At 71.3% G+C, this 19,799-nt stretch carries 15 protein-coding genes; 11 read left to right on the top strand and 4 right to left on the bottom strand.

Going from position 1 to position 19,799, the window contains the following annotated elements:
- Nucleotides 1-7 precede the first annotated feature (7 nt).
- Nucleotides 8-1,300 carry a hypothetical protein gene (locus tag ACFY1H_RS17890; protein ID WP_386947551.1) on the top strand — a complete coding sequence of 431 codons (1,293 nt, stop codon included), beginning with the start codon at nt 8-10 and terminating at the stop codon, nt 1,298-1,300.
- A 21-nt stretch (nt 1,301-1,321) separates the two neighbouring features.
- Nucleotides 1,322-2,098 (top strand): SDR family oxidoreductase, encoded by a 777-nt coding sequence (locus tag ACFY1H_RS17885; protein ID WP_386947549.1) that lies wholly within the window; start codon nt 1,322-1,324, stop codon nt 2,096-2,098.
- Nucleotides 2,099-2,157: 59 nt separating this feature from the next.
- On the opposite strand, the gene ACFY1H_RS17880 is transcribed toward ACFY1H_RS17885, so the two are convergent.
- Entirely contained in the window at nt 2,158-3,396 is a 1,239-nt protein-coding gene (locus ACFY1H_RS17880; protein WP_386947547.1) for a cytochrome P450, read from the bottom strand.
- Nucleotides 3,397-3,534: 138 nt separating this feature from the next.
- On the opposite strand from ACFY1H_RS17880, the gene ACFY1H_RS17875 reads away from it, so the two are divergent.
- The 7 genes from ACFY1H_RS17875 to ACFY1H_RS17845 all read left to right on the top strand — a co-directional run bounded on the left by ACFY1H_RS17875 (nt 3,535) and on the right by ACFY1H_RS17845 (nt 11,813).
- Nucleotides 3,535-5,199, top strand: coding sequence for a (2,3-dihydroxybenzoyl)adenylate synthase (locus ACFY1H_RS17875; protein ID WP_386947545.1), 1,665 nt, complete (start codon nt 3,535-3,537; stop codon nt 5,197-5,199).
- A complete protein-coding gene (locus tag ACFY1H_RS17870; RefSeq protein WP_386947543.1) occupies nt 5,196-6,449 on the top strand; it encodes a DegT/DnrJ/EryC1/StrS family aminotransferase in 1,254 nt (417 codons plus the stop codon). Before ACFY1H_RS17875 ends, ACFY1H_RS17870 begins: the two co-directional genes overlap by 4 nt.
- Complete coding sequence (locus tag ACFY1H_RS17865) at nt 6,440-6,622, top strand: tautomerase family protein (RefSeq protein ID WP_366582934.1); 183 nt, start codon at nt 6,440-6,442, stop codon at nt 6,620-6,622. The genes ACFY1H_RS17870 and ACFY1H_RS17865 overlap by 10 nt, the downstream gene beginning before the upstream one ends.
- Nucleotides 6,619-8,259, top strand: a complete 1,641-nt coding sequence (gene hutH, locus ACFY1H_RS17860; RefSeq protein WP_386947541.1) for a histidine ammonia-lyase — start codon at nt 6,619-6,621, stop codon at nt 8,257-8,259. The genes ACFY1H_RS17865 and hutH overlap by 4 nt, the downstream gene beginning before the upstream one ends.
- A gap of 19 nt (nt 8,260-8,278) precedes the next feature.
- The gene (locus ACFY1H_RS17855) at nt 8,279-10,096 is read left to right on the top strand and encodes a feruloyl-CoA synthase (RefSeq protein WP_386947539.1); all 1,818 of its coding nucleotides are present in this window, start codon (nt 8,279-8,281) and stop codon (nt 10,094-10,096) included.
- Nucleotides 10,097-10,222: 126 nt separating this feature from the next.
- On the top strand, nt 10,223-11,152 hold the full coding sequence (locus ACFY1H_RS17850; protein WP_386947537.1) for an NmrA family NAD(P)-binding protein: 930 nt from the start codon (nt 10,223-10,225) through the stop codon (nt 11,150-11,152).
- A 178-nt stretch (nt 11,153-11,330) separates the two neighbouring features.
- Nucleotides 11,331-11,813 (top strand): MaoC/PaaZ C-terminal domain-containing protein, encoded by a 483-nt coding sequence (locus tag ACFY1H_RS17845; protein ID WP_386947535.1) that lies wholly within the window; start codon nt 11,331-11,333, stop codon nt 11,811-11,813.
- Here the strand turns inward: ACFY1H_RS17845 and ACFY1H_RS17840 are convergent.
- Nucleotides 11,810-13,015 carry a beta-ketoacyl-[acyl-carrier-protein] synthase family protein gene (locus ACFY1H_RS17840; RefSeq protein WP_386947533.1) on the bottom strand — a complete coding sequence of 402 codons (1,206 nt, stop codon included), beginning with the start codon at nt 13,013-13,015 and terminating at the stop codon, nt 11,810-11,812. The genes ACFY1H_RS17845 and ACFY1H_RS17840 overlap by 4 nt on opposite strands.
- A 190-nt stretch (nt 13,016-13,205) precedes the next feature.
- On the opposite strand from ACFY1H_RS17840, the gene ACFY1H_RS17835 reads away from it, so the two are divergent.
- Together ACFY1H_RS17835 and ACFY1H_RS17830 are read left to right on the top strand one after the other, a co-directional pair.
- Nucleotides 13,206-14,258, top strand: coding sequence for an LLM class F420-dependent oxidoreductase (locus ACFY1H_RS17835; protein WP_386947531.1), 1,053 nt, complete (start codon nt 13,206-13,208; stop codon nt 14,256-14,258).
- 2 nt (nt 14,259-14,260) lie between these two features.
- Nucleotides 14,261-15,061 (top strand): hypothetical protein, encoded by an 801-nt coding sequence (locus ACFY1H_RS17830; protein WP_386947530.1) that lies wholly within the window; start codon nt 14,261-14,263, stop codon nt 15,059-15,061.
- A 606-nt stretch (nt 15,062-15,667) separates the two neighbouring features.
- On the opposite strand, the gene ACFY1H_RS17825 is transcribed toward ACFY1H_RS17830, so the two are convergent.
- Together ACFY1H_RS17825 and car are read right to left on the bottom strand one after the other, a co-directional pair.
- Nucleotides 15,668-16,165 (bottom strand): DUF302 domain-containing protein, encoded by a 498-nt coding sequence (locus tag ACFY1H_RS17825; RefSeq protein ID WP_386947528.1) that lies wholly within the window; start codon nt 16,163-16,165, stop codon nt 15,668-15,670.
- A gap of 58 nt (nt 16,166-16,223) precedes the next feature.
- The gene (gene car / locus ACFY1H_RS17820) at nt 16,224-19,730 is read right to left on the bottom strand and encodes a carboxylic acid reductase (protein ID WP_386947526.1); all 3,507 of its coding nucleotides are present in this window, start codon (nt 19,728-19,730) and stop codon (nt 16,224-16,226) included.
- Nucleotides 19,731-19,799: the final 69 nt, after the last annotated feature.

The raw sequence follows: 19,799 nt of genomic DNA, 5'->3' as shown, positions 1-19,799 counted from the left end.
AGCCCCGATGCTCGACTCCGTCCGCCCGCTCTGCCCGCTCGAGGTGATGCACGTCGAGGAACGCAGCCGCGCGGTCCTCACCGTCGGCGTCGAGGGTGTGCTCGACCTGGCCGTCCTGAATTCGGCCTGGTCCCGGATCCTCGACCAGCACCCCACGGTGGCCAGCCGGATCGTGCCGCACGGCGACGGCTACGCGCTCGAATCCCTGGCCGAACGGCCCGTCGTCGTCGAGCTGCAATCCGACGACGACGTGCTCACGACCGTGGCCTCGTGGCCGCTGCCCGTCGGCGCCCCGGTCGCCCGGCTGTTCGCGTCGGTGGACGGTGCGGCCGCGACCGTCGGCCTGAGCGTCGACCACGTGGCAACCGACGCCAAGAGCGCGCTGAGCCTGTTCACCACCCTGTGGCAGCACTACGCCGCCGTCCTCGCCGGAGAGCCCGCGCCGCCCGCGGCGAAGGAGTGGCCCGCCACAGTTTCGTCACAGCTGCCGGAAGTCCCCGAGGAGACCGTGCAGGCGTTGCTGACACAGCGCCTGGAGCGCGCGCGGACCCGGCCGGTCCCGCTGGTGCCCTACCACGCGGCCGGCGCCGACGCGCCCCCGCCGGGACAGCAGCCCGTGCACAACACCCGCGTGACGCTGTCGCCCGAGCAGACCGCCGACCTCGCAGCCGGCGCGCGCTCACTGGACACGACCGTGCACGGTGTCGTGGCCGCGGCCCTGCTGCTCGCCACGCACGACGCGCTCGGCGGCGGCGAAACCCGCGCGCTCGGGTGCCTGTCTTCGGTCGACCTGCGCTCGCGCGTCGAACCCCCGGTGCCGGCCGACGTGATGCTGTCCTACGTCTCACCCTTCCCCGACGTGCTCGACGTGGCCGGGGACCTCGACCTGGCCGGCATCAGCCGCCTGGCCCGGCAGGTGATCGGCCACCTGCGCGACGCGACGGCCGACGGCGGCTGGGCCGTCGAGACCGCGTTGCTGGGCCACCTCGGCGAGCACCCGGAGCTGATGGACACCACGCTGTTCGTGTCGAACATGGGCCGCATCGACGGTCCCCCGTCCCCGCCGGGGCTGCGCCTGCACGACGCCATGATCATCCCCGGGCGCGAGGACTACTTCCCCCAGTTCGGCATGGGTCCGCTGTTCGCGTGCGTCACCGCGATCGACGGCGTCTTCGCCATCGACCTGCCCTACACCCCCGTGTGCTTCGCGCCCGCCCAGATGGAGCGCGTACGGGCGCGGACGCTGGCGGCGCTGGAGCAGGTCGTCGCCGCCGGAGCCCGCGCCACCCAGCCCGCCTGACCGACAACCCGGAGGACTCCCGTGCCAGACCCGACCGATCGCCTCGCCCTCGTCACCGGAGCCGGCCGTGGCATCGGCCGCGCCGTCGCCGCGCGGCTCGCCGCGGACGGCGTCGTCGTCGCTGTCCACTACGGACAGGACGACGAGGCCGCCCGGCTGACCGTGAAACAGATCCAGGACGCCGGTGGCCGCGCCTTTCCGCTGCGGGCCGAGTTCGGCCGGCTGAGCGCGCTCGACGAGCTGTGGCGCGGCTACGACGAGGCTGTCGCGGCGCTGCTCGGCACTGCGGGGCCGGCACCGGTGGACATCCTGGTCAACAACGCCGGCATCACCGTGCCCCACGGCGTGCGGGAGCTCACGGAGGCCGACTGGGACCGGCTGTTCGCCGTCAACGCGAAGGCGCCGTTCTTCATTGTCCAAAGTGGACTGTCCCGCCTGCGCGACGGCGGCCGGATCGTCAACGTCACCACCGCGGCGACCCGGGTGGCCATGCCGATGATCTCCGCGTACACCATGACGAAGGCGGCGCTGGAGACGTTCACCGTCGACCTCGCCGTCGAGCTGGGCCCGCGTGGCATAACCGTCAACTCGGTCGCCCCGGGCTTCACCGACACCGACATCAACCCCGCCATGAAGGACCCGGCCGGCCGCAAGGCGATGGCCGCGTCCAGCGCGCTCAAGCGCGTCGGCACGCCGGGTGAGGTGGCGGACGTGATCTCGTACCTGGCGAGCCCGGGTGGCCGCTGGGTCACCGGGCAACGCTTCGAAGCGTCCGGCGGGGTGAGCCTCGGTCTGTGACCATCCTTTGAGGACGGTGGCCCGACCTGCGGAACTCCACGGGCCGGGCCACCGTCGGCTCAACCCTGGCGCGGCGTGAAGCGCACCGGCAGCGAACGCAGGCCCCGCATGATGAAGCCGAAGTTGCGGACCAGCGGGGTCTCCTCGTCGAGCCGCAGATCGTCGACACCACCCAGCAGGGCCCGCAGCGCGACCTCGCCCTTCACGCGGGCCATCACGGCGCCCAGGCAGTAGTGGATGCCGTGGCCGAAGGCCAGCTGACCCCGCACCTCGCGGTGGACGTCGAACACTTCGGGGTTCTCGAACTGCGCGGGGTCACGCAGCGCGCTCGCGAGCGACACGAGCACGACCTCGCCCTTGCGCACGCGCATCCCGCCGATCTCCATCGGTTCCAGCGCGTAACGCGGAGTGGCGGTCTCCACCGGCGGATCGAAACGCAGGATCTCCTCCACCGCCTGGGGAACCAGCTCCGGGTCCGCCCGCAGCTGCGCCATCGCGGCGGGATGTTCCAGCAGGGCCAGCAACCCGTTGCCGATCAGGTTGACCGTGGTGTCCTGCGCGCCGTACATGAGCTGGAAGGCCATGGAGACCAGTTCGCGGTCGGAGAGGCGATCGCTGCCGTCGCGGATCCCGACGAGCGCGGACAACAGGTGCCCGTCGGGCTCGGCGCGCTTGCGCTCGACGAGTTCGGCCAGCTCGGCCGTGAGGTCCGCGAACACCGCGGGCATCCGTTCCATGTCCTCGGGCTCGGCCAGGCACAGCAGCCGCAGGTACTCCTCGAAGCGGGCGCGGTGGTCGTCGGGCACGCCGAGCAGGTCGCAGATGATCCGCGCGGGCAACGGGAAGGCGAACTCGCGGATGAGGTCGGCGCTGCCGCGGCCGGCGAAGTTCGCGACCAGCTCGTCGGCGACCTCCACGATGCGCGGGCGCATCTCCACCATCGACCGTGGGGTGAACGCGCGGGAAACCAGGCGGCGCAGGCGTTCGTGGTCGGGCGGGTCGGTCATCAGCAGCATCCGGTTCACCAGCGCGTCCGGATCCTCCGGCACCAGCGCCAGCTCCCGCCACGGGTCCTCGGCGTGCACGGTCTCCTTGGAGAACCGCTCGTCGGCGAGCACCGCCTTCGCCAGCTCGTACCCTGTGACGAGCCACACATCCGCACCCAGCGTCATCCGCACGCGATGCGCCGGCGCCGCCTCGCGCAGCGTGCGGTACCAGGGGAACGGATCGGTCTTGAAGTCCTGGTCGAAGATCTCGAAGACCGGCAGCTCGCGCGCCGAGGCCTCGTCGACGGTCATGGCAGATGCTCCTCTCCGCCCGGGCTTTCCCCGTGCCGCAAGGCGACGCTAACCACGCAGATCTAGGGAATGTGCCAAAACCCGGTTGGTAGACCAGATTCCACGTCAGCCGACTCAGGACGAAGGTGACCTACAGCCATGATCGACGGATTCGTCCCCTGGCCCCCCGACACCGCCGAGCGCTACCACTCCGACGGGATCTGGGCCGGTGAGACGCTGGGCGCCCTGCTCCGCGCCGAAGCCGCGCGGAGCCCGGACAACGTCGCCCTGCTCGACGGCGACCGGTCTTTCACCTACGCCGAGCTCGACGGCTGGGTCGACCGCCTCGCCGGCGGCTTCTCCGCCGCCGGCCTCAGCGCGGGCGACCGCGTCGTGCTCCAGCTGCCCAACATCGCCGAGCACGTGGCGGTCTCGTTCGCGTTCTTCCGCCTCGGCGTGCTCCCGGTCTTCACGCTGCCCAACCACCGCATGGCCGAGCTGGACCACATCTGCGGCCTCACCGGCGCGGCCGCCTACGTCACGATCGAGCGGTTCCTCGGGTACGACCACCGCGGTCTCGCGAAAGCCTTGCAGGCCAAGCACGAATCGCTGCGGCACGTGTTCGTGGTCGGCGACCCGGGCGATTTCTCTCCGCTGCCCGAAGCACCCTCGGCTCCGGACACGCCGGGGCCGGACGCCTCGGACGTCGCCTTCTTCCTGCTTTCCGGCGGGACCACGGCGCTGCCGAAGCTGATCCCGCGCACTCACGACGACTACGTCTACCAAGCGCGCACGGCCGCGGAGATCTGCGAGTACACCGCGGAAACCCGCTACCTCGCCACGCTGCCGATCGCCTTCAACTTCACCTGGGGCTGCCCCGGCGTCGTGGGCGCGCTCGCGAACGGCGCGGCGATCGTGCTGAGCACCGTGCCCGACCCGCAGGTGTGCTTCCCGCTGATCGCCCGCCACGGCGTCACCACGACGTCGATCGTGCCGACCATCGCGCACTCCTGGGTCGGCGCCGCGCCGGAGCACCGTGACAGTCTCGCGTCGCTGGAGCTGGTGCAGGTCGGCAGCGCGGTGCTGCACCGCACGCTCGCCGAGGAGATCGAACCGGTCCTCACCGCGCGCCTGCAGCAGGTGTTCGGCATGTCCGAGGGCCTGCTGTGCCTCACGCGCCGCACGGACTCGCCGGAAACCGTGCTCTCCACGCAGGGACTGCCGATCTCGAAGCACGACGAGCTGCGCGTGGTCGACCTCGAAGGCAACGAGGTCCCCTCCGGCGAGGCGGGCGAACTGCTCACCCGCGGTCCGTACACGCTGCGCGGCTACTACCGCGCCGAGCAGCACAACGCGGACGCGTTCACCGAGGACGGCTTCTACCGGACCGGCGATCTCGTGCGGGTCACCGAATCCGGCCACGTCGTGGTCGCGGGCCGCGCTAAGGACGTCATCGTCCGCGGCGGCGACAAGGTCTCCGCCGCCGAGCTCGAAGGGCACCTGACCAGCCACGACCGGATCGAGCAGGCCGCCGTGGTGCCGATGGCCGACGAGGTCCTGGGCGAGCGCACCTGCGCGGTGCTCATCCCGGACGGCACCCCGCCCACGCTCGGCGAGCTGCGGCGCTACCTGCGCGACCGCGGGCTGGCGTCGTACAAGTTCCCGGACCGGGTCGTGACCGTCGAGGCGTTCCCGAAGAGCGGGCTGGGCAAGGTGGACAAGAAGGTGCTCGTGAAGCAGCTCGGCCTCGACGCCCCGCCCGCCCCGGACGGCGCCGGGCCCGAACCCGAACTGGCCGGTGCCCGGGACGCCGCCCGGTCGTGAGCCAGACAGCGGCCGACCGCGTGCTGAACGTCCACCCGAGCCGGGGCAGCCTGCTCGGCGAGGAGGAAGCCGCCGCCGTCATCGAAGTGCTCCGCTCCGACGCACCGCTGTCGATGGGGCCGGTGCGCGAAGAGTTCGAACTCGCCTTCGCGCGGCACGTCGGCGCCGCGCACGCCCTGACGGTGACCAGCGGGACCGTGGCGCTGGAGTTCGCGATCCGCCTGCTGGACCTGCGGGCGGGCGACGAGGTCGTGGTGACGCCGCAGACCTACCACGCCACCGCGCAGCCGCTGCTCGCCACGGGCGCGACGGTGCGGTTCTGCGACGTGGCACCGGACAGCCTCAACATGGACCCGGACGTGCTGGAAACGCTGGTGAACGAGCGCACCAAGGCCGTGATCCTCGTCCACTACGGCGGCAACCCCGCCGACATGGACCGGATCGCCGCGATCGCGGCGGCGCACGGCGCCCTCGTGGTGGAGGACTGCGCGCACGCGCTCGGCGCCGAGTACCGCGGCCGCCGTCCCGGCTCGCTCGCCGACCTGTCGTGCTTCAGCTTCCAGGCGTCCAAGAACATCACCACCCTCGGCGAAGGCGGCATGGTGTGCACGCCGTCGGCCGAGCTGGCGCGGCGGATCGACCGCATCCGTTCCAACGCGGTCGACGGGTCCTTCACCCCGGCCGTGCTGCGCGAGGCACCGGCGGCGCTGCCGTGGATGGCGTACTCCGACTACGCGTACGAGGAGGACTGCACGGCGCTGCGCGGCAGCGGAACGAACGCCGCGCTGTCCGAGGTCGCCTGCGCGGTCGGGCTGGTGCAGCTCGGCCGCTTGCCCGAGTTCGTCGCCCGCCGGCGCGCCATCGCGGCGGAGCTCGACGACGTCTGCCGCCGCTTCGGCGCGGTGCCGCTGACCGCCGCGGCCGGGTCGGTGCACCCGTACCACCTCTACACCGCGCTCGTCCCGGGCGAGGGCCGGCGCGACCGGGTGCTCGACGCCCTGGACCGCACCGGCACCCCCGCGCAGCTGCGGTACCACCCGGTGCACCTGCTGCCCGAGTGGCGGCTGCGCGGCCACCGCGAAGGCGAGTGCCCCGTCGCGGAACGGCTGTGGTTCGGCGAGCACCTCAACCTCCCCTGCCACCCCGCACTGACCGACGCGCAGGTCGAACTGGTCTGCGCGAACCTGGGCGCCGCGCTGAGCGGACAGGACTTCACCGCCCATCGAGAGAAGGAACCGTCGTGCCCCTGATCCAGGTCAGCCTCTACGAGGACCAGCTCACCGCCGACACCCGCAAGGCCTTGATCGAAGAGCTCACCGAGGCCGTGGTCCGGGCGTTCGGCCCCGAAAAACGCGACGTGACGTGGGTGACCCTCACCGGGGTCCCTCGCGACCAGTGGGGAATCGGAGGTACCCCCGGATGACGACCACCGACGAGCGGGCGACCGGCGTGGCGCGGCCCGCCGCCGACCCGACGATCGAGCTCGACGGGCGCAACCTGTCGCTGGCCGCCGTGCGGCGCGTCGCGACCCGGCCCGGCCGGCAGCGGGTCACCCTGTCGGCCGCGGCGGCCGAGCGGATGACCGCGTCGCAGGAGTCGAAGGACCGCATCGTCGCCTCCGGCATCCCGATCTACGGCGTCACGACCGGCTTCGGCGACAGCAGCGGCCGGCAGGTCAGCGCGGACAAAGCCGCGGCGCTGCAGGAGAACCTGCTGCGGTTCCTGCGCGTCGGCACCGGCGCCGCCGCGCCCGACGAGGTCGTGCGCGCCACCATGCTGATCCGCGCGAACAGCGCCGCCCGCGGGACCTCGGGCATCCGGCTGGAGCCGGTGGAGCTGATCCTTTCCCTGCTGCAGCACGATCTGCTGCCGGTGATCCCCGAACGCGGGTCCGTCGGCGCCAGTGGTGACCTCGCGCCGCTGAGCTACCTCGCGGCCGCGCTGACCGGCGAGGGCACGCTGTGCCGCCAGGGCCGGGCGCTCGACGCGGCGGACGCCCTCCGGGCCGCCGGGCTCGCCTCCGTTTCCTTGCGGGCCAAGGAAGGGCTCGCCCTCGTGAACGGAACCTCGTTCATGGCGGGCTACGCCGCGCTGGCGATCGCCGAGGCGGCTGAGCTGGCGTGGGCCGCGGAGCTGTGCACCGCACTGTCCACAGAGGTCCGCCGCGGCAGCCGGGACCAGTTCACCGCGTTCCCGCACGAGCACAAACCGCACCCGGGCCAGCTGGAGAGCGCCGCGAGCGTGTACCGGATGCTGGCCGGCTCGCCCGCCGTGGTCAGCGACGTCGACCTCGTCGGTCCGGGCTCCAGCGACGAACGCCGGTACCTCGAGCTCGAACGCCGCATCCAGGACCCGTACTCGATCCGCTGCGCCCCGCACGTGATCGGCGTGCTGCGCGACACCCTCACCTGGGCCGAGGACTGGCTGACCACCGAGATCAACTCGTCCAACGACAATCCGCTCTTCGACGCGGACACCGACACCGTGCACTACAGCGGCAACTTCTACGGCGGCCACGTCGCCCAGGCGACCCAGGCGGTGTCCACCGCGGCGGCCGGCATCGCCGACCTGCTCGACCGGCAGCTGGCCATCCTCGTCGACGAGAAGTTCAGCTACCGGCTGACCCCGAACCTGGTCGTGCCGACCGCGCCGGACGACCCGGAGGCGGGCCTGCACCACGGGTTCAAGGGCGCGCAGATCGCCGCGTCCGCGCTCACGGCCGAGGCCCTGCACCTGACGACGCCGATGAGCTCGTTCTCCCGCTCGACCGAGGCGCACAATCAGGACAAGGTCAGCATGGGCACGATCGCCGCCCGCCACGCGCACACCGTCGTGCACCTGACGAGCCAGGTCACCGCCATCCACCTGCTCGCGCTGTGCCAGGCGGCGGACCTGAGCGGCGTCGATCAGCTCGGCGGGGCGACGCGCGCGGCGCACACGTACGTGCGCGGGCACTCCGATTTCCTGGCCGCCGACCGGCCACTCGACACCGAGATCGAAGCCGTCGCCGCGCTCGTGCGCAGCGGCGAGCTCCGGCGCGCCGTCCACCACCACGTCTGACGGGCCGGGAGGAGCCGTCATGCCGAACCCCGCCGCGCTGTTCGCGCCCGCCCGCATCGTGCGGCGCGACCGGCCGGACGGCACCGTGCTGCTCGAGTCGGCCCGGCAGCTGGAGGCGTACCCCGCGTCCGTGGCCGGCCACCTGCGCCACTGGGCCGCGGTCGACCCCGCACGAACGCTCGTGGCCGAACGAGGACCGGACGGCGAGTGGGCGCAGTGCACCTACGGCGAGGCCGCCGTGGCGACGGCCGCGATCGGGCAGGCTCTGCTCGATCGCGGCCTGTCGGCGCGGCGGCCGCTGCTGATCCTTTCGGGCAACTCCACCGGGCACCTGCTGATGACCCTCGGGGCGCTCGGCGCAGGCATCCCCGTGGCGCCGGTCAGCGTGGCGTATTCGTTGCTGAGCAAGGATCACGCGCGGATCCGGGCGATCTCCGAACTGGTGCGGCCCGGTGCCGTCTACGCCGAGGACGCTCAGCGGTTCGGCCCCGCCCTTGCCGCGCTGGGTGCCCCGGTGGTCATTTCCGTTCGCGGTGGTCCGGCCGAGCACTCGCTCACGTCATTGCGCGGCACCGTTCCGTCGGCCGCGGTGGAGGCGGCGTACGCGGCGGTCACCGGCTCGACGGTCGCGAAGATCCTGTTCACCTCGGGCTCGACCGGCGCGCCGAAGGGAGTCGTGACCACACACGGCATGCTGTGCGCCAATCAGCAGATGATGCGCCAGGTGTGGCCGTTCCTCGCCGAGGAGCGGCCGGTGCTGCTCGACTGGCTGCCGTGGAGCCACACGTTCGGCGGCAACCACAACGTGAACCTGGTGCTGGCCAACGGCGGCACCCTGTTCCTCGACGACGGCCGTCCCGCGCCCGACCTGTTCGGCCGCACCCTGGCCAACCTGCGCGACGTCTCCCCGACCATCGCGTTCAACGTCCCCGCCGGCTACGCGCAACTGGTGCCGGCCCTGGAAACCGACCGCCGGCTCGCAGAACGGTTCTTCGCACGGCTGCGGCTCGTGTTCAACGCCGCCGCGGCCCTGCCGCCCGCTCTGCGTACCCGGCTGGAGGCCCTCGGCCGCGCGGTCACCGGCCGGGACGTGCCCGTGACCGGCTCGTGGGGCACCACCGAAACGTCCCCCGCTTCCACCAGCGCGCACTACCCGTTCACCGATCCGCGGTGCATCGGCGTTCCGCTGCCGGGGGTGGCGGTGAAGCTCGTGCCGACGGACCCGGGCACCTTCGAGATCCGCGTCCGCGGCCCGCACGTGACCCCGGGTTACCTGGACCGTCCGGACCTCAGCGAGACCGCGTTCGACGCCGAAGGGTTCTACTGCCCCGGCGACGCCGTCGCGTTCGCCGGCGGGACCGACCCCGGCCTGGTGTACCGCGGCCGGCTGGCGGAGGACTTCAAGCTCTCCACCGGCACGTTCGTCCGGGTGGAGGCCGTGCGCACCGCGCTCCTCTCGGCTACGCCGATCCTCGCGGACGCCGTGATCACCGGCGAGGACCGCGACGAGGTGTGCGCCCTGGCGTGGCTCAACGCGGCCGAGACCGCCCGGGTGCTCGGCGCCGTCCCGTCCCCGGCCGGCGAGATCGTGCACTCCCCCGCGCTGGCCGACCACCTGGGCCCGGCCTTGGCACAGCTCAACCGCGCCGCCGGCTCGGCCTCCCGCGTCCGGCGGCTGCTGGTGCTGGCCCGCCCGGCGGACCTGGACTCAGGCGAGATCACGGACAAGGGCTACGTGAACCAGCGACGGGTGCTCGCGGCGCGAGCTGCGCTGGTTTCTCAGCTCTACGCGGATCCGGTGCCGGACACCGTGATCACGCCGTCGCCGGCGAGATAAGGCAACCTCAGACCTTTCCGCAACGGCGCGATATCCCCGACACCACAATGAGTTGTCTTTTCCAACTCACTCTGGGACGGTGGTGAAAGTCCCCCAAAGCAAGGGAGACGGGAACGGAGAACAGGGATGAGTTCGGACACGGTCTTGGTCACCGGAGCGACCGGTCGGCACGGGGGCACCGGCGCGCACGTGGTGCGGCGGTTGCTGGAGAGCGGGATTCCGGTGCGGGCCTTGGTCCGCGGGCACGACGAGCGGTCCGAGCGGGTGGCCGCGCTCGGGGCCGAGGTCGTGGTCGGCGATCTGAACGACTACCGGACGCTGGTGCCGGCGCTGGACGGCGTGGCGCAGGCGTACCTCACCTACCCGGTCGACGCGGGGATCGTCCAGGCGGCGGCGAACTACGCGGAGGCGATGCGCGAAACGGGCGGAAACCCGCGCACCGTCGTGATGTCGATGGGCCCGTCGACGCGTACGCATCCGAGCCACCTCGGCCGGGGCCAGTGGCTGTCGGAGGAAGTGCTGCAGTGGGCCGGGCTGGACGTGACGATCCTGCGCATGGCCGCGGTGTTCCACGAGGACCTGCCGTTGTTCTCGACGCAGTCGGTGCGCCACGAGAGCGTGATCCGCAACTGCTTCGCGGAAAAGCCGGTGAGCTGGCTGAACGCGCTCGACGCCGCCGAGTTCTGCGTCGCGGCGCTGCTGCACCCGGAGCTGTTCGCCGGCGCGCCGGTGCACTACCTGCCCGGCCCGGAGTTCTTCGACTTCCACCAGGTCGCCGAGGTGTTCAGCGACGTGCTCGGCCGGCCGGTCCACTTCGAACCGGTCAGCCGCGAAGCCTGGGAGAAGGAACTGCTCGACCTGGCCGCCTCCCCGCAGGCGGGCCTGCTCAAGGCCGACATGTCGCGCCACATCACCGCGTGCGGCTACGCCGTCGCCGAGGGCCTGGAGCGCGGCAACACGAAGTACACCGACACCGACGCGTTCCGGCGCATCACCGGCCGCACCCCGACCACCCTGCACGACTACCTCACCGAACACGCGGCCGTCTTCCGCTGACCCGCCACGCACGTCGCGGTCAGCCCGAGGTGCGGTTGGCCGCGTCGGGTATTCACTGGCCACAGTGGTCCTCCCGAGTGGGTGTGACTTTCGTTCGGCGCTCGCACGACCGCCGTCATACGCGGGCCGGCAGGCGCGGCCTAACGTCGGCCGCAGCACGCGAAGGGACACCGCCACGATGGACAGCGACCTCATTCCGAAGCCCGTGAACGACGGCGGGCTGTGGGCCGACGACCTGCACGAAGGGATGCCGTTCCGGTCCGCGACCCACGCCGTGACCGAAGAGCAGGTCGTCGCCTTCGCGACGGCGTTCGACCCGCAGCTCTACCACCTCGACGCCGAAGGCGCGCGCGGCACGTTCTTCGACGGGCTCGTCGCGAGCGGCTGGCACACGGCGGCGATCACCATGCGCCTGCTGGTCACCTCCGCGCTGCCGCTCGCCACGGGGATCGTCGGGGCGGCCATCGACCTGGCCTGGCCGTCGGCGGCGCGCGCGGGCGACCTGCTGCACGTCGAGGGGCAGATCGACAAGCTCACCTTCTCGCGGTCGCGGCCCTCGCGCGCCACCGTGCTGATGTCGTACAAGACGGAGAACCAGGACGGCGACGTCCGGCAGAGCACGTCCGCGCGCGTCCTGGCCTTCCGGCGGCCCGGGCGTTAGGCGAGCGGCGAGAACACCAGGCTGCCGTTGTGCCCGCCGAAGCCGAAGCTGTTGGACAGCACCGGGCCCGGCGTCCACGGGGTCAGCGACCGGGCCACGTCGACGTCCAGCGCGGGGTCCTGTGTGGACAGTCCGAGCGTCGGCGGGATCAGCTCGTGCGCCATCGTCAGTGCCACGGCGACGGCCTCCACCGCGCCGGCCGAGCCGAACGAGTGTCCGGTGGCGCCCTTGATGCTGGTCACCAGCGGCCGGGAGGCACCGAACACGCGGCGGATGGCGCGCGCTTCGGCCGCGTCGTTGAGGGCGGTCGACGTGCCGTGGGCGTTGATGTGCGTGATGTCCTGCGGGGTGTAGCCGGCGTCCTCGATCGCCATGCGCATGCAGCGCTCGGCGCCCGCACCGTCGGGGGCGGGCGCGGTGACGTGGTAGGCATCGGCGGTCGAGGCGGTGCCGTCGATGGTCAGGTAGATGCTCGCGCCGCGCTCCAAGGCGAGCTCCAGCGGTTCGAGCACGAGGATGCCGGCCGCCTCCGACGCGGCGAGGCCGTCTCTGTCCACATCGAACGGACGCGAGATCCCGCTGCGGCTCAGCGCGCGCATGTTGGTGAACCCGGCCACGCACACGGGCGTGAGGCTGGAGTCGCTGCCACCCGCGAGCACGAGGTCGGCGCCGCCCGAGGCGATGAGCTTGGCACCCGCGGCGATCGCGTCGGTGCCGGCCGCGCAGGCCGTCGTGATCACCGACGCACTGCCCTGGAAGCCGTAGCGGATGCTGAGCGCGGCGGCGCCGGCGTTCGGCATCGTCATGGGCACCGTGTGCGGGGAGACCTTGCGCTCCCCGTGCGCGGCCAGGACCCCGGCCTGCGACTCCAGTGTGGACACACCGCCGATGCCCGTGCCGAGCGAGACGGCGGCGCGTTCGGCATCGCGCACCGCCACCGTCGGCTCGATCTCGCCGGTCAGCAGCCCCGCGTCCGCCAGCGCCTCGTCGGCGGCCGCGACCGCCATCTGCGTCGCGAGGTCCGCCGTGCGCGCCGCCTTGTGCGACATCCAGCGCCGCGGGTCGAAGCCGCTGAGCCGCCGCACGTTCGCCGCGGCGGCCGGACGCGACAGCCCGTCCCAGAACTCCTTCACGCCGATGCCGGCCGGCGACACGACACCGATCCCGGTCACCGCGACGCGCCGGTTGAGGGCTGGCTTCATGCACGTGCTCCTTCGAAAACAGGCCCGAGCTCTGGCTAGGCTTTTGCACAGTCAGGTGTAGTCTACGGGACGACGGCGCCGGAGCCGCACCGACCGAACTCAGGTCACACCGGCGGTTGACGAGTGAGTTGCATTGCGCAACCCTGAGGGCACGCAGCAACTTCACCGGAGAAGGAAAGCAGGCGGGGTCGTGCTTGTCGGCATCTACAACGAGTACAGCGCGAAAGGCAGCTTCCGCGACCTGGCCGACGACGTCGTCGCCTACGAACGCGCCGGCGCGGACATCGCCTACGTCGCCGAGGTGTACACGTTCGACGCGGTGAGCCAGCTCGGCGCGCTCGCGGCGCTCACGAGCACCATCCGCATCGGCTCGGCGATCCTGCCGATCTACACGCGCACGCCGTCGCTGATCGCGATGACCGCCGCGGGCCTGGACCACGTGAGCGACGGCCGGTTCATCCTCGGCCTCGGCGCGTCGGGCCCGCAGGTGATCGAAGGGTTCCACGGCGTCCCCTACACCGCGCCGCTCGGGCGCACGCGCGAGGTCGTCGAGATCTGCCGCCAGGTCTGGCGGCGCGAACGCGTCGTGCACCAGGGCAAGCACTACCGCATCCCGCTGCCCGAGAACGAGGGCACCGGCCTGGGCAAGCCGCTCAAGCTGATCAACACGCCGGTGCGCAGCCGGATCCCGATCCTGATCGCGTCGATCGGGCCCCGGAACGTCGCCATGACCGCGGAGCTCGCGAACATCTGGCAGCCGTTCTTCTTCCTGCCGGAGAAGGCGAAGGACGTCTGGGGCCAGTCACTGGCCGACGGCGCCGCGAAGCGCGCCGACGACCTGCCTCCACTGCAGATCGAGGCCCAGGCGGTCTTCCGCGTCACCGACGATCCGCAGCCGATGCTGGACGCGATGCGCCCGACGCTCGCGCTGTACATCGGCGGCATGGGCGCGAAGGGCCGCAACTTCTACAACGACCTCGTCCGCCGCTACGGCTTCGAGGCCGAGGCGGAGAAGATCCAGGACCTCTACCTCGCGGGCAAGAAGCAGGAAGCGGAAGCGGCGGTCCCGGAAGAGCTGCTCCGCTCGATCTCGTTGATCGGCCCCGAAAGCCACGTCCGCGAGCGCATCGCCGCGTACCGGGAAGCCGGCGTCACCACGCTCACCATCACCCCGGCCGGTGCGACGCGCGACGAGCGGGCCGGCGTCGTCGAGCAGTTCCGCGCACTGGTGGACGAGAGCTGACGATGCCACCGTCATTCACGAGCCTGGTCGAATCGGGCCTCACCGCGGCGGATCTGCTGGCGGCCGCGGCGCCCGGCGCGGTGTTCGACAGCGCGGTCACCGACTGGCCGGACCTGTCCCGCGAGCAGGCCGCGACCCTGCTCGCCGCGGAAACGACCGGGGTCGAGCACTCCGCGATCACCGAACGGTTCACCGGCGGACGCGCCGAGGGCCTGATGCTCACCGGCGAGGTCGAGGGCGAGCCCATCCGGCAGATCCTCCTGGCCACCACCGACGAATCCGGGCGCTTGACCGCAGTCAAGAGCTTCCTCAACGCCACGCAGCCGTTCACCACGTTGCGAAACCGCGCGAAGGCCGCGTTCGACGACGTGCCGCCCGAGGCCTGGGCGGTGCCGTGGCTCCCGCCGGACACCGGCGAGTACTCGGCCAAGCCCAACCACCAGTACAGCCCGGCACTCAGCTTCCACAGCCCGATCCTGCGCAAGAGCGTCTCCCCCGAACCGCTGGCGAGCCGCGTCCTCGGCCACACGACGTCGGTCTACGGCGCCCGGGACTGGAGCGAGCTCAGCCTGGACCGCGGCGACCGCCGCATCGGCTACTTCACCGGCGACATCCAGGGCAAGCCCGTCTCGATCGCGTCCGTGATGCGCTTCGACGACGACGGGCTGGTCGACGTCCTCGCCTGCTCCCGCCCCTGGTCCTCGGCGGTGGCGATCTACTCGCGCATCAAGGCCCGCCTCGGCGAGGAGCTCGGCCCCGACTACTTCTGGGCCGGTCAGCCGGACTACGACAGCTACCGCTGACCCGCGGAACCGCCGTGCCGCCACCACGGCGTGGTGGTAGACCGCCCGCGGGCACAACACCCTGGGGTTTGCCCGACCTGCTGCGGCCGATCGACGAACGCTCGGCGGCGTTCCGCGCGGTGGTCGCCGCCGGGCCGAGTCTCGCGAACGGGCGGCCCTGGTGGCCTGGCTGGCCGCGCTGCGCGACGCCGGCCCGGATCACGCGTACTGGAGGTGGTGGGGCACTTCGTAGTCGCCGCGGACCTGCGATGCGGTCGCCCGCCACCAGCTCCACGAGATCTCGGTGCGCACCTAGGACGCTCAGCTCACCGTGGGCGCTCCTCAGCCGCTGCCGGACGACGTAGCGCTCGGCCGTGCGGACGAGTTTCTGTCCACCTGCTGCACGTCGACGAGCGCCTGGCCCCACGAGCCCTGCCGTCATCGATTTCCACGCCACCGAGCGGCGTTCCTGGCGCCTCGCGCTTTCAGCCGGCTGAACCTCGAAGGCGACTGACTTCAGTTCGACCTGCTCGTCGGCTGGGACCCGCACGAGTGACACCCCCAGCACCGGCCCGGACACAGGATGCCGGCGCGCGGTCGTGCGTGCCGGCATCCTGTGTCGCCGCTTCAGGCCGTGGTGCCGGTGAGCTTCTCGACGAATTCGGCCACTTTGGCGTCCAGGCCGTAGGCCGTGCGGGTCAGTTCCTCGTTGCCGATGAAGTTGAAGATCGACGACGGCAGGTCGTAGGTCACGCGGGCGCGGCCGTCGGCGTCTTCGTAGACCATGATCTGGTTCGGGGCCTCCAGGCCGAAGCGCGTGTCGTGGCGCATCATGGTTTCGGCGATGAGCGGATTGCCGTAGACGTACTTCTTGGCCTTCACCTGGTGCCCGTAGAAGCCCATCCACCGGCCGTGGTCGACCTCGAAGAAGCGCAGCATCCCGCTCGACCCGAGCTGCTTGGTGATTTCCGCCTGCCACTCCTCGACGGTCTCCGACGCGGCGAGGATGTCGTTGAACTTGCCCCGCTCCACGTCACCGAGGACGGCGTCGAGATCGGCCACCACTTCCTCGTAGGTCCGGTCGCTGATGTACTCGTAGTTTTCCACCGTGTACTTGGTTTTCACGGATTTCTCCCATCAGAGTCTGGCTAATCCAAAGCAAAGTTATCTGACCACCGGAAGGTCAGATCAGACCGAGGTTCGCGAGATCCGAGGCGTACTTCTCGATCAGCTCGGCCGTCACGTGCGGAATGTCCGCGTCCGTGCCCACGCGGGCCCGCTGGACGGCCGCGCGGAAGCGATCCGCCGGAATCAGCGCCCCCGCAACGGGTTCCTCCGGCTCGGCGTAGGCGTGCAGCAGCGGCAGGAGCGAGTACTGCTTCTGCTTCTCCGGCAACGCGCGGATCGCCGTCTCGAACCGCCGGAACCACGTGTGGTAGTCCTCGACGCGGCTGATCCGGTGGCCGGCGGCGACCAGCCAGTCCACATAGGTGTCGAGCGAGACGCCGTCCTCGTGCGAGTTCAGCACGTTGTAGGTCCGGTAGCCTTCGGTCTCCAGGCCGAGCGCCGTGATCGCCTCGGCGGTGAAGTCCACCGGCAGCCCGTCGAAGTGCGCCGGCCCCGGTCCACTGTAGAACGAGCGCGGCGCGATGCCCGTGACGATCAGGCTCAGCACCAGGCGCGTGAACATGTCGGGCACGTTCAGCTGCCCGGTGTAACGGCTGTGCGCCAGGATCAGGTCCGAGCGGAACGTGGTCACCGGCAGGTTCACCGCATCGTTGGCCTCGCGCAGCAGCACCTCCCCCGCCCACTTGCTGGTGCCGTAACCGTTGGCGTAGCTGTCGTCGAGTGTCCTCGAAGGACTCGTCTCGCGGATGTCCGACACCTCGTCGCCCGACGCGGCCTGCGCGGCCACGGCGAACGTCGACAGGTAGGTGATCGGCTTGAGCCGCGCGGTGATCGCGAGCCGGATCAGCTCCGCGGTGCCCACGACGTTGGGGCCGAAGAGCTGGTCGTAGGGCAGCACGTGGTTGACCAGCGCGGCCGGGTGCACGATGAGGTCGACGGTGTCGGCCAGCAGCTGCCACACCGGCTCCTCCAGGCCCAGGTCGGCCGAGCCGATGTCGCCCGCCAGCACCTCCAGGTGGCCGGCGGCCAGCTCACGGAAGTGCTGCAGCAGCGCGATGTCGCCCGTGTCGAACGCCTCCTCGAGCCGCGCGTACGCCGCTTCCGCGGTGCGCCCGCGCACGAGGCAGACGAGTTTGCCGCCGGTTTCGGCAAGGCGTTCCAGCCATTCCAGGCAGAGGAAGCGGCCGAGGTACCCGTTGGCTCCGGTCAGCAGGACCGTGCGCACGGTTCCGGTGGCACGCGGCAGGTTCTTCGCCAACGCCAGGGTCTCGGCGTCGACGAACTTGCCGAGTGTGAGGTCGGCGGCGTGGACGACGGTGCTCCCGGCGCCGTGCACGGTGGCGAACGTCGGCCGCTTCACACCCGGCTTGCGCGCGTCCTCGATGTGCCGGGCGATCGCGCGCAGGTCGTTGGCCGGGCTGATCACCACGTCGACCGGAACGTCGACGCCGAAGATGTCGCGCAGCAGGTTCGAGAACGACAGCGCCGACAGCGAGTCGCCGCCGAGGTCGCTGAAGCGCGCGTCCGGACCCAGTTCCGCCGCCGACGCGCCGAGCAGCGCCTCCGCCGCGCGCGCCACGGTCTCCACCACCGGCCGGTCAAGTCCGAGCTGCCGCAGCTCCCGCAGCTCACTGCCTTCGCGGTCGGCGATCTCGGCGTACAGCGCTTCCAGGCGCTCTCCGTAGTGCTTCTTCAACGCCGGGCGCTGCAGCTTCTTGATCCCGGTGAGCAGTCCGTTGACGGTGCTGAACGGCTCGGTCTCGACCAGGAAGTCACGCGGGATCTCGTACGAGTTGAGCTCGGCCTCCTTGGCCGCCTGCTGCAGGGAATCGCTCAGCCGGCGCTTCAGCGCGGCGGGGTCGCCCTCGGCGAGCGCGGCCCGCGTCGGCACGATCACCGCGAGCAGGTGGGAATGCTCGCTGCTGCCGTAGACGTAGATCTGCTCGACCAGCGGGGCCGCCGCGAACACGGCCTCCAGTTTGGACACCGCGACGAACTCGCCCTGCGACAGCTTCAGCACGTTCTTGCGCCGGTCGACGTACACGAGCTCGCCCGAGCTGTGCTCCGCCATGATGTCGCCGGTGTGGTAGTAGCCCTCGGCGTCGAACACCTCGGCCGTGGTGTCCGGCCGGCGGTAGTACCCGGTGACGAGCGTGCCGCCCTGGACCACCAGCTCGCCTCGCGGGTGCGGCAGGTCGGTGGAGAAGTAGCCGAGCTCCGGCACGTCGAGCAGCCGGTAGCCGGACACCCGGTGCGGCCACATCTTCCCGTCGAGCATGACCACACCGCCGGTTTCGGTGGCACCGTAGCCGTCGTGCATCGGGACGTGCAGCAGGGACTCCATGAACGTGGTCTGCTCCGCCGAAAGCGGCGCGGACCCGAAGCCGGCCCACAGGATCCGGCCGCCGAGCGTCTTCTCGCGCAGCTCGGTCTTCACCTCTTCGTCGAGGCCTTCGCGGAACCCACCGGCGGCGATGCGGCCGTCGAGCTCGCTGCGGTAGTGCTGGAACAGCATTTCGCAGATCCGCGGCACGACCAGCAGCTCGGTCGGGCGCACCAGCGAGTAGTCCTCCAGCATGGTGGAAAGGTCGCTCTTGCCCACCAGGTAGACGGTGCCGCCGCACCCCAGCGTGCTGGCCATCACGTTCTGGCCGACGACGTGGCTCATCGGCAGGAAGTCGAGCACGATCGCGGGGTTGTCGCGGCCGGGCATGAAATCGCGCCACAGCTCGCGGGAGACGCGCTCGGTGTACATGGCGCCCTTGGGTGTGCCCGTGCTGCCCGAGGTGTAGATGAGCATCGCGAGCGGATCGGGGTCGGCGAGGTCGGCGGTGGCGAGCGGCGCGGCCGGCAGCGCGCAGCCGCGTTCGACGACGGCGGGCAGGACGTCGAGCACGACGTCACTGCCGGCCTCGGAAAGCCGGGCGCGCGCCGCGTCGACGCTGTCGCGGTGTGCGTCGACCTCGGCGGTGTAGTCGAAGACCACGAGCCGCAGCACCGACGGGCTCGCGAGGACGAGGTCGACCGCCGGGCCGAGGTAATCCGGGCTCGCCACGAGCACCTTGGCGCCGGTCTCCTCGAGGATGGGCTTGAGCGTGCCGGCGGCGGCTCCGGCCTGCAGGGGCACGGAAACCGCGCCCAGCCGGACGCAGGCGAGCTCGACCGCGACGTAGTCGGAGCTGACGAAACCCAGCGTGGCCACGAAATCGCCCCGGCGGAGCGGCGCGTGCGGGTCGTGGTGCCATTCGCTCGCGACGGCGGTCGCGCGGGCCCAGAGGTCGCCGTAGCTGATCGTCTCGAAGCGCGGCAGCAACCGGACCTCGGTCCGGCCGGTGGCCGGGTCGGTGAAGGTCTCCCGCGCGCGCTCGCCCAGCGCGGGCCGATCGGCGTAGCCCGCCATGACTGCGGCCACGCTCTCCGCCAGCGACAGGCCCGGCCGGAACGCCGCCTCGCGGACGTCGGCCCGGGGAATCGCGTCGCGAACCTGTGAATCGTTTTCGCACAGCTGCGCCGTCCGCCGCTCGTACTGCCCCCGCGCGTCTTGTGGATGAATGGTGGTCATGACTTTCCTCCCCGAAAGCGTGTGGCCGGCCGGGATTCCGGCCGCGAAGTGGGTTGATAAACAAAACCT

Source organism: Amycolatopsis sp. NPDC001319 (genome assembly GCF_042896185.1).
Taxonomy (GTDB): Bacteria; Actinomycetota; Actinomycetes; order Mycobacteriales; family Pseudonocardiaceae; genus Amycolatopsis.
The sequence above is the reverse complement of the archived record's forward strand: the minus strand, read 5'-3'. Positions and strand labels throughout refer to the sequence as shown.

What these genes read in the sequence shown, in the direction of transcription:
- ACFY1H_RS17845 (WP_386947535.1), top strand. Translation starts at nt 11,331, where the DNA reads ATGGACAGCGACCTCATTCCGAAGCCCGTGAACGACGGCGGGCTGTGG.
- ACFY1H_RS17840 (WP_386947533.1), bottom strand. Translation starts at nt 13,015, where the DNA reads ATGAAGCCAGCCCTCAACCGGCGCGTCGCGGTGACCGGGATCGGTGTC.
- ACFY1H_RS17830 (WP_386947530.1), top strand. Translation starts at nt 14,261, where the DNA reads ATGCCACCGTCATTCACGAGCCTGGTCGAATCGGGCCTCACCGCGGCG.
- hutH (WP_386947541.1), top strand. Translation starts at nt 6,619, where the DNA reads ATGACGACCACCGACGAGCGGGCGACCGGCGTGGCGCGGCCCGCCGCC.
- ACFY1H_RS17850 (WP_386947537.1), top strand. Translation starts at nt 10,223, where the DNA reads ATGAGTTCGGACACGGTCTTGGTCACCGGAGCGACCGGTCGGCACGGG.
- ACFY1H_RS17890 (WP_386947551.1), top strand. Translation starts at nt 8, where the DNA reads ATGCTCGACTCCGTCCGCCCGCTCTGCCCGCTCGAGGTGATGCACGTC.
- car (WP_386947526.1), bottom strand. Translation starts at nt 19,730, where the DNA reads ATGACCACCATTCATCCACAAGACGCGCGGGGGCAGTACGAGCGGCGG.
- ACFY1H_RS17855 (WP_386947539.1), top strand. Translation starts at nt 8,279, where the DNA reads ATGCCGAACCCCGCCGCGCTGTTCGCGCCCGCCCGCATCGTGCGGCGC.
- ACFY1H_RS17880 (WP_386947547.1), bottom strand. Translation starts at nt 3,396, where the DNA reads ATGACCGTCGACGAGGCCTCGGCGCGCGAGCTGCCGGTCTTCGAGATC.
- ACFY1H_RS17875 (WP_386947545.1), top strand. Translation starts at nt 3,535, where the DNA reads ATGATCGACGGATTCGTCCCCTGGCCCCCCGACACCGCCGAGCGCTAC.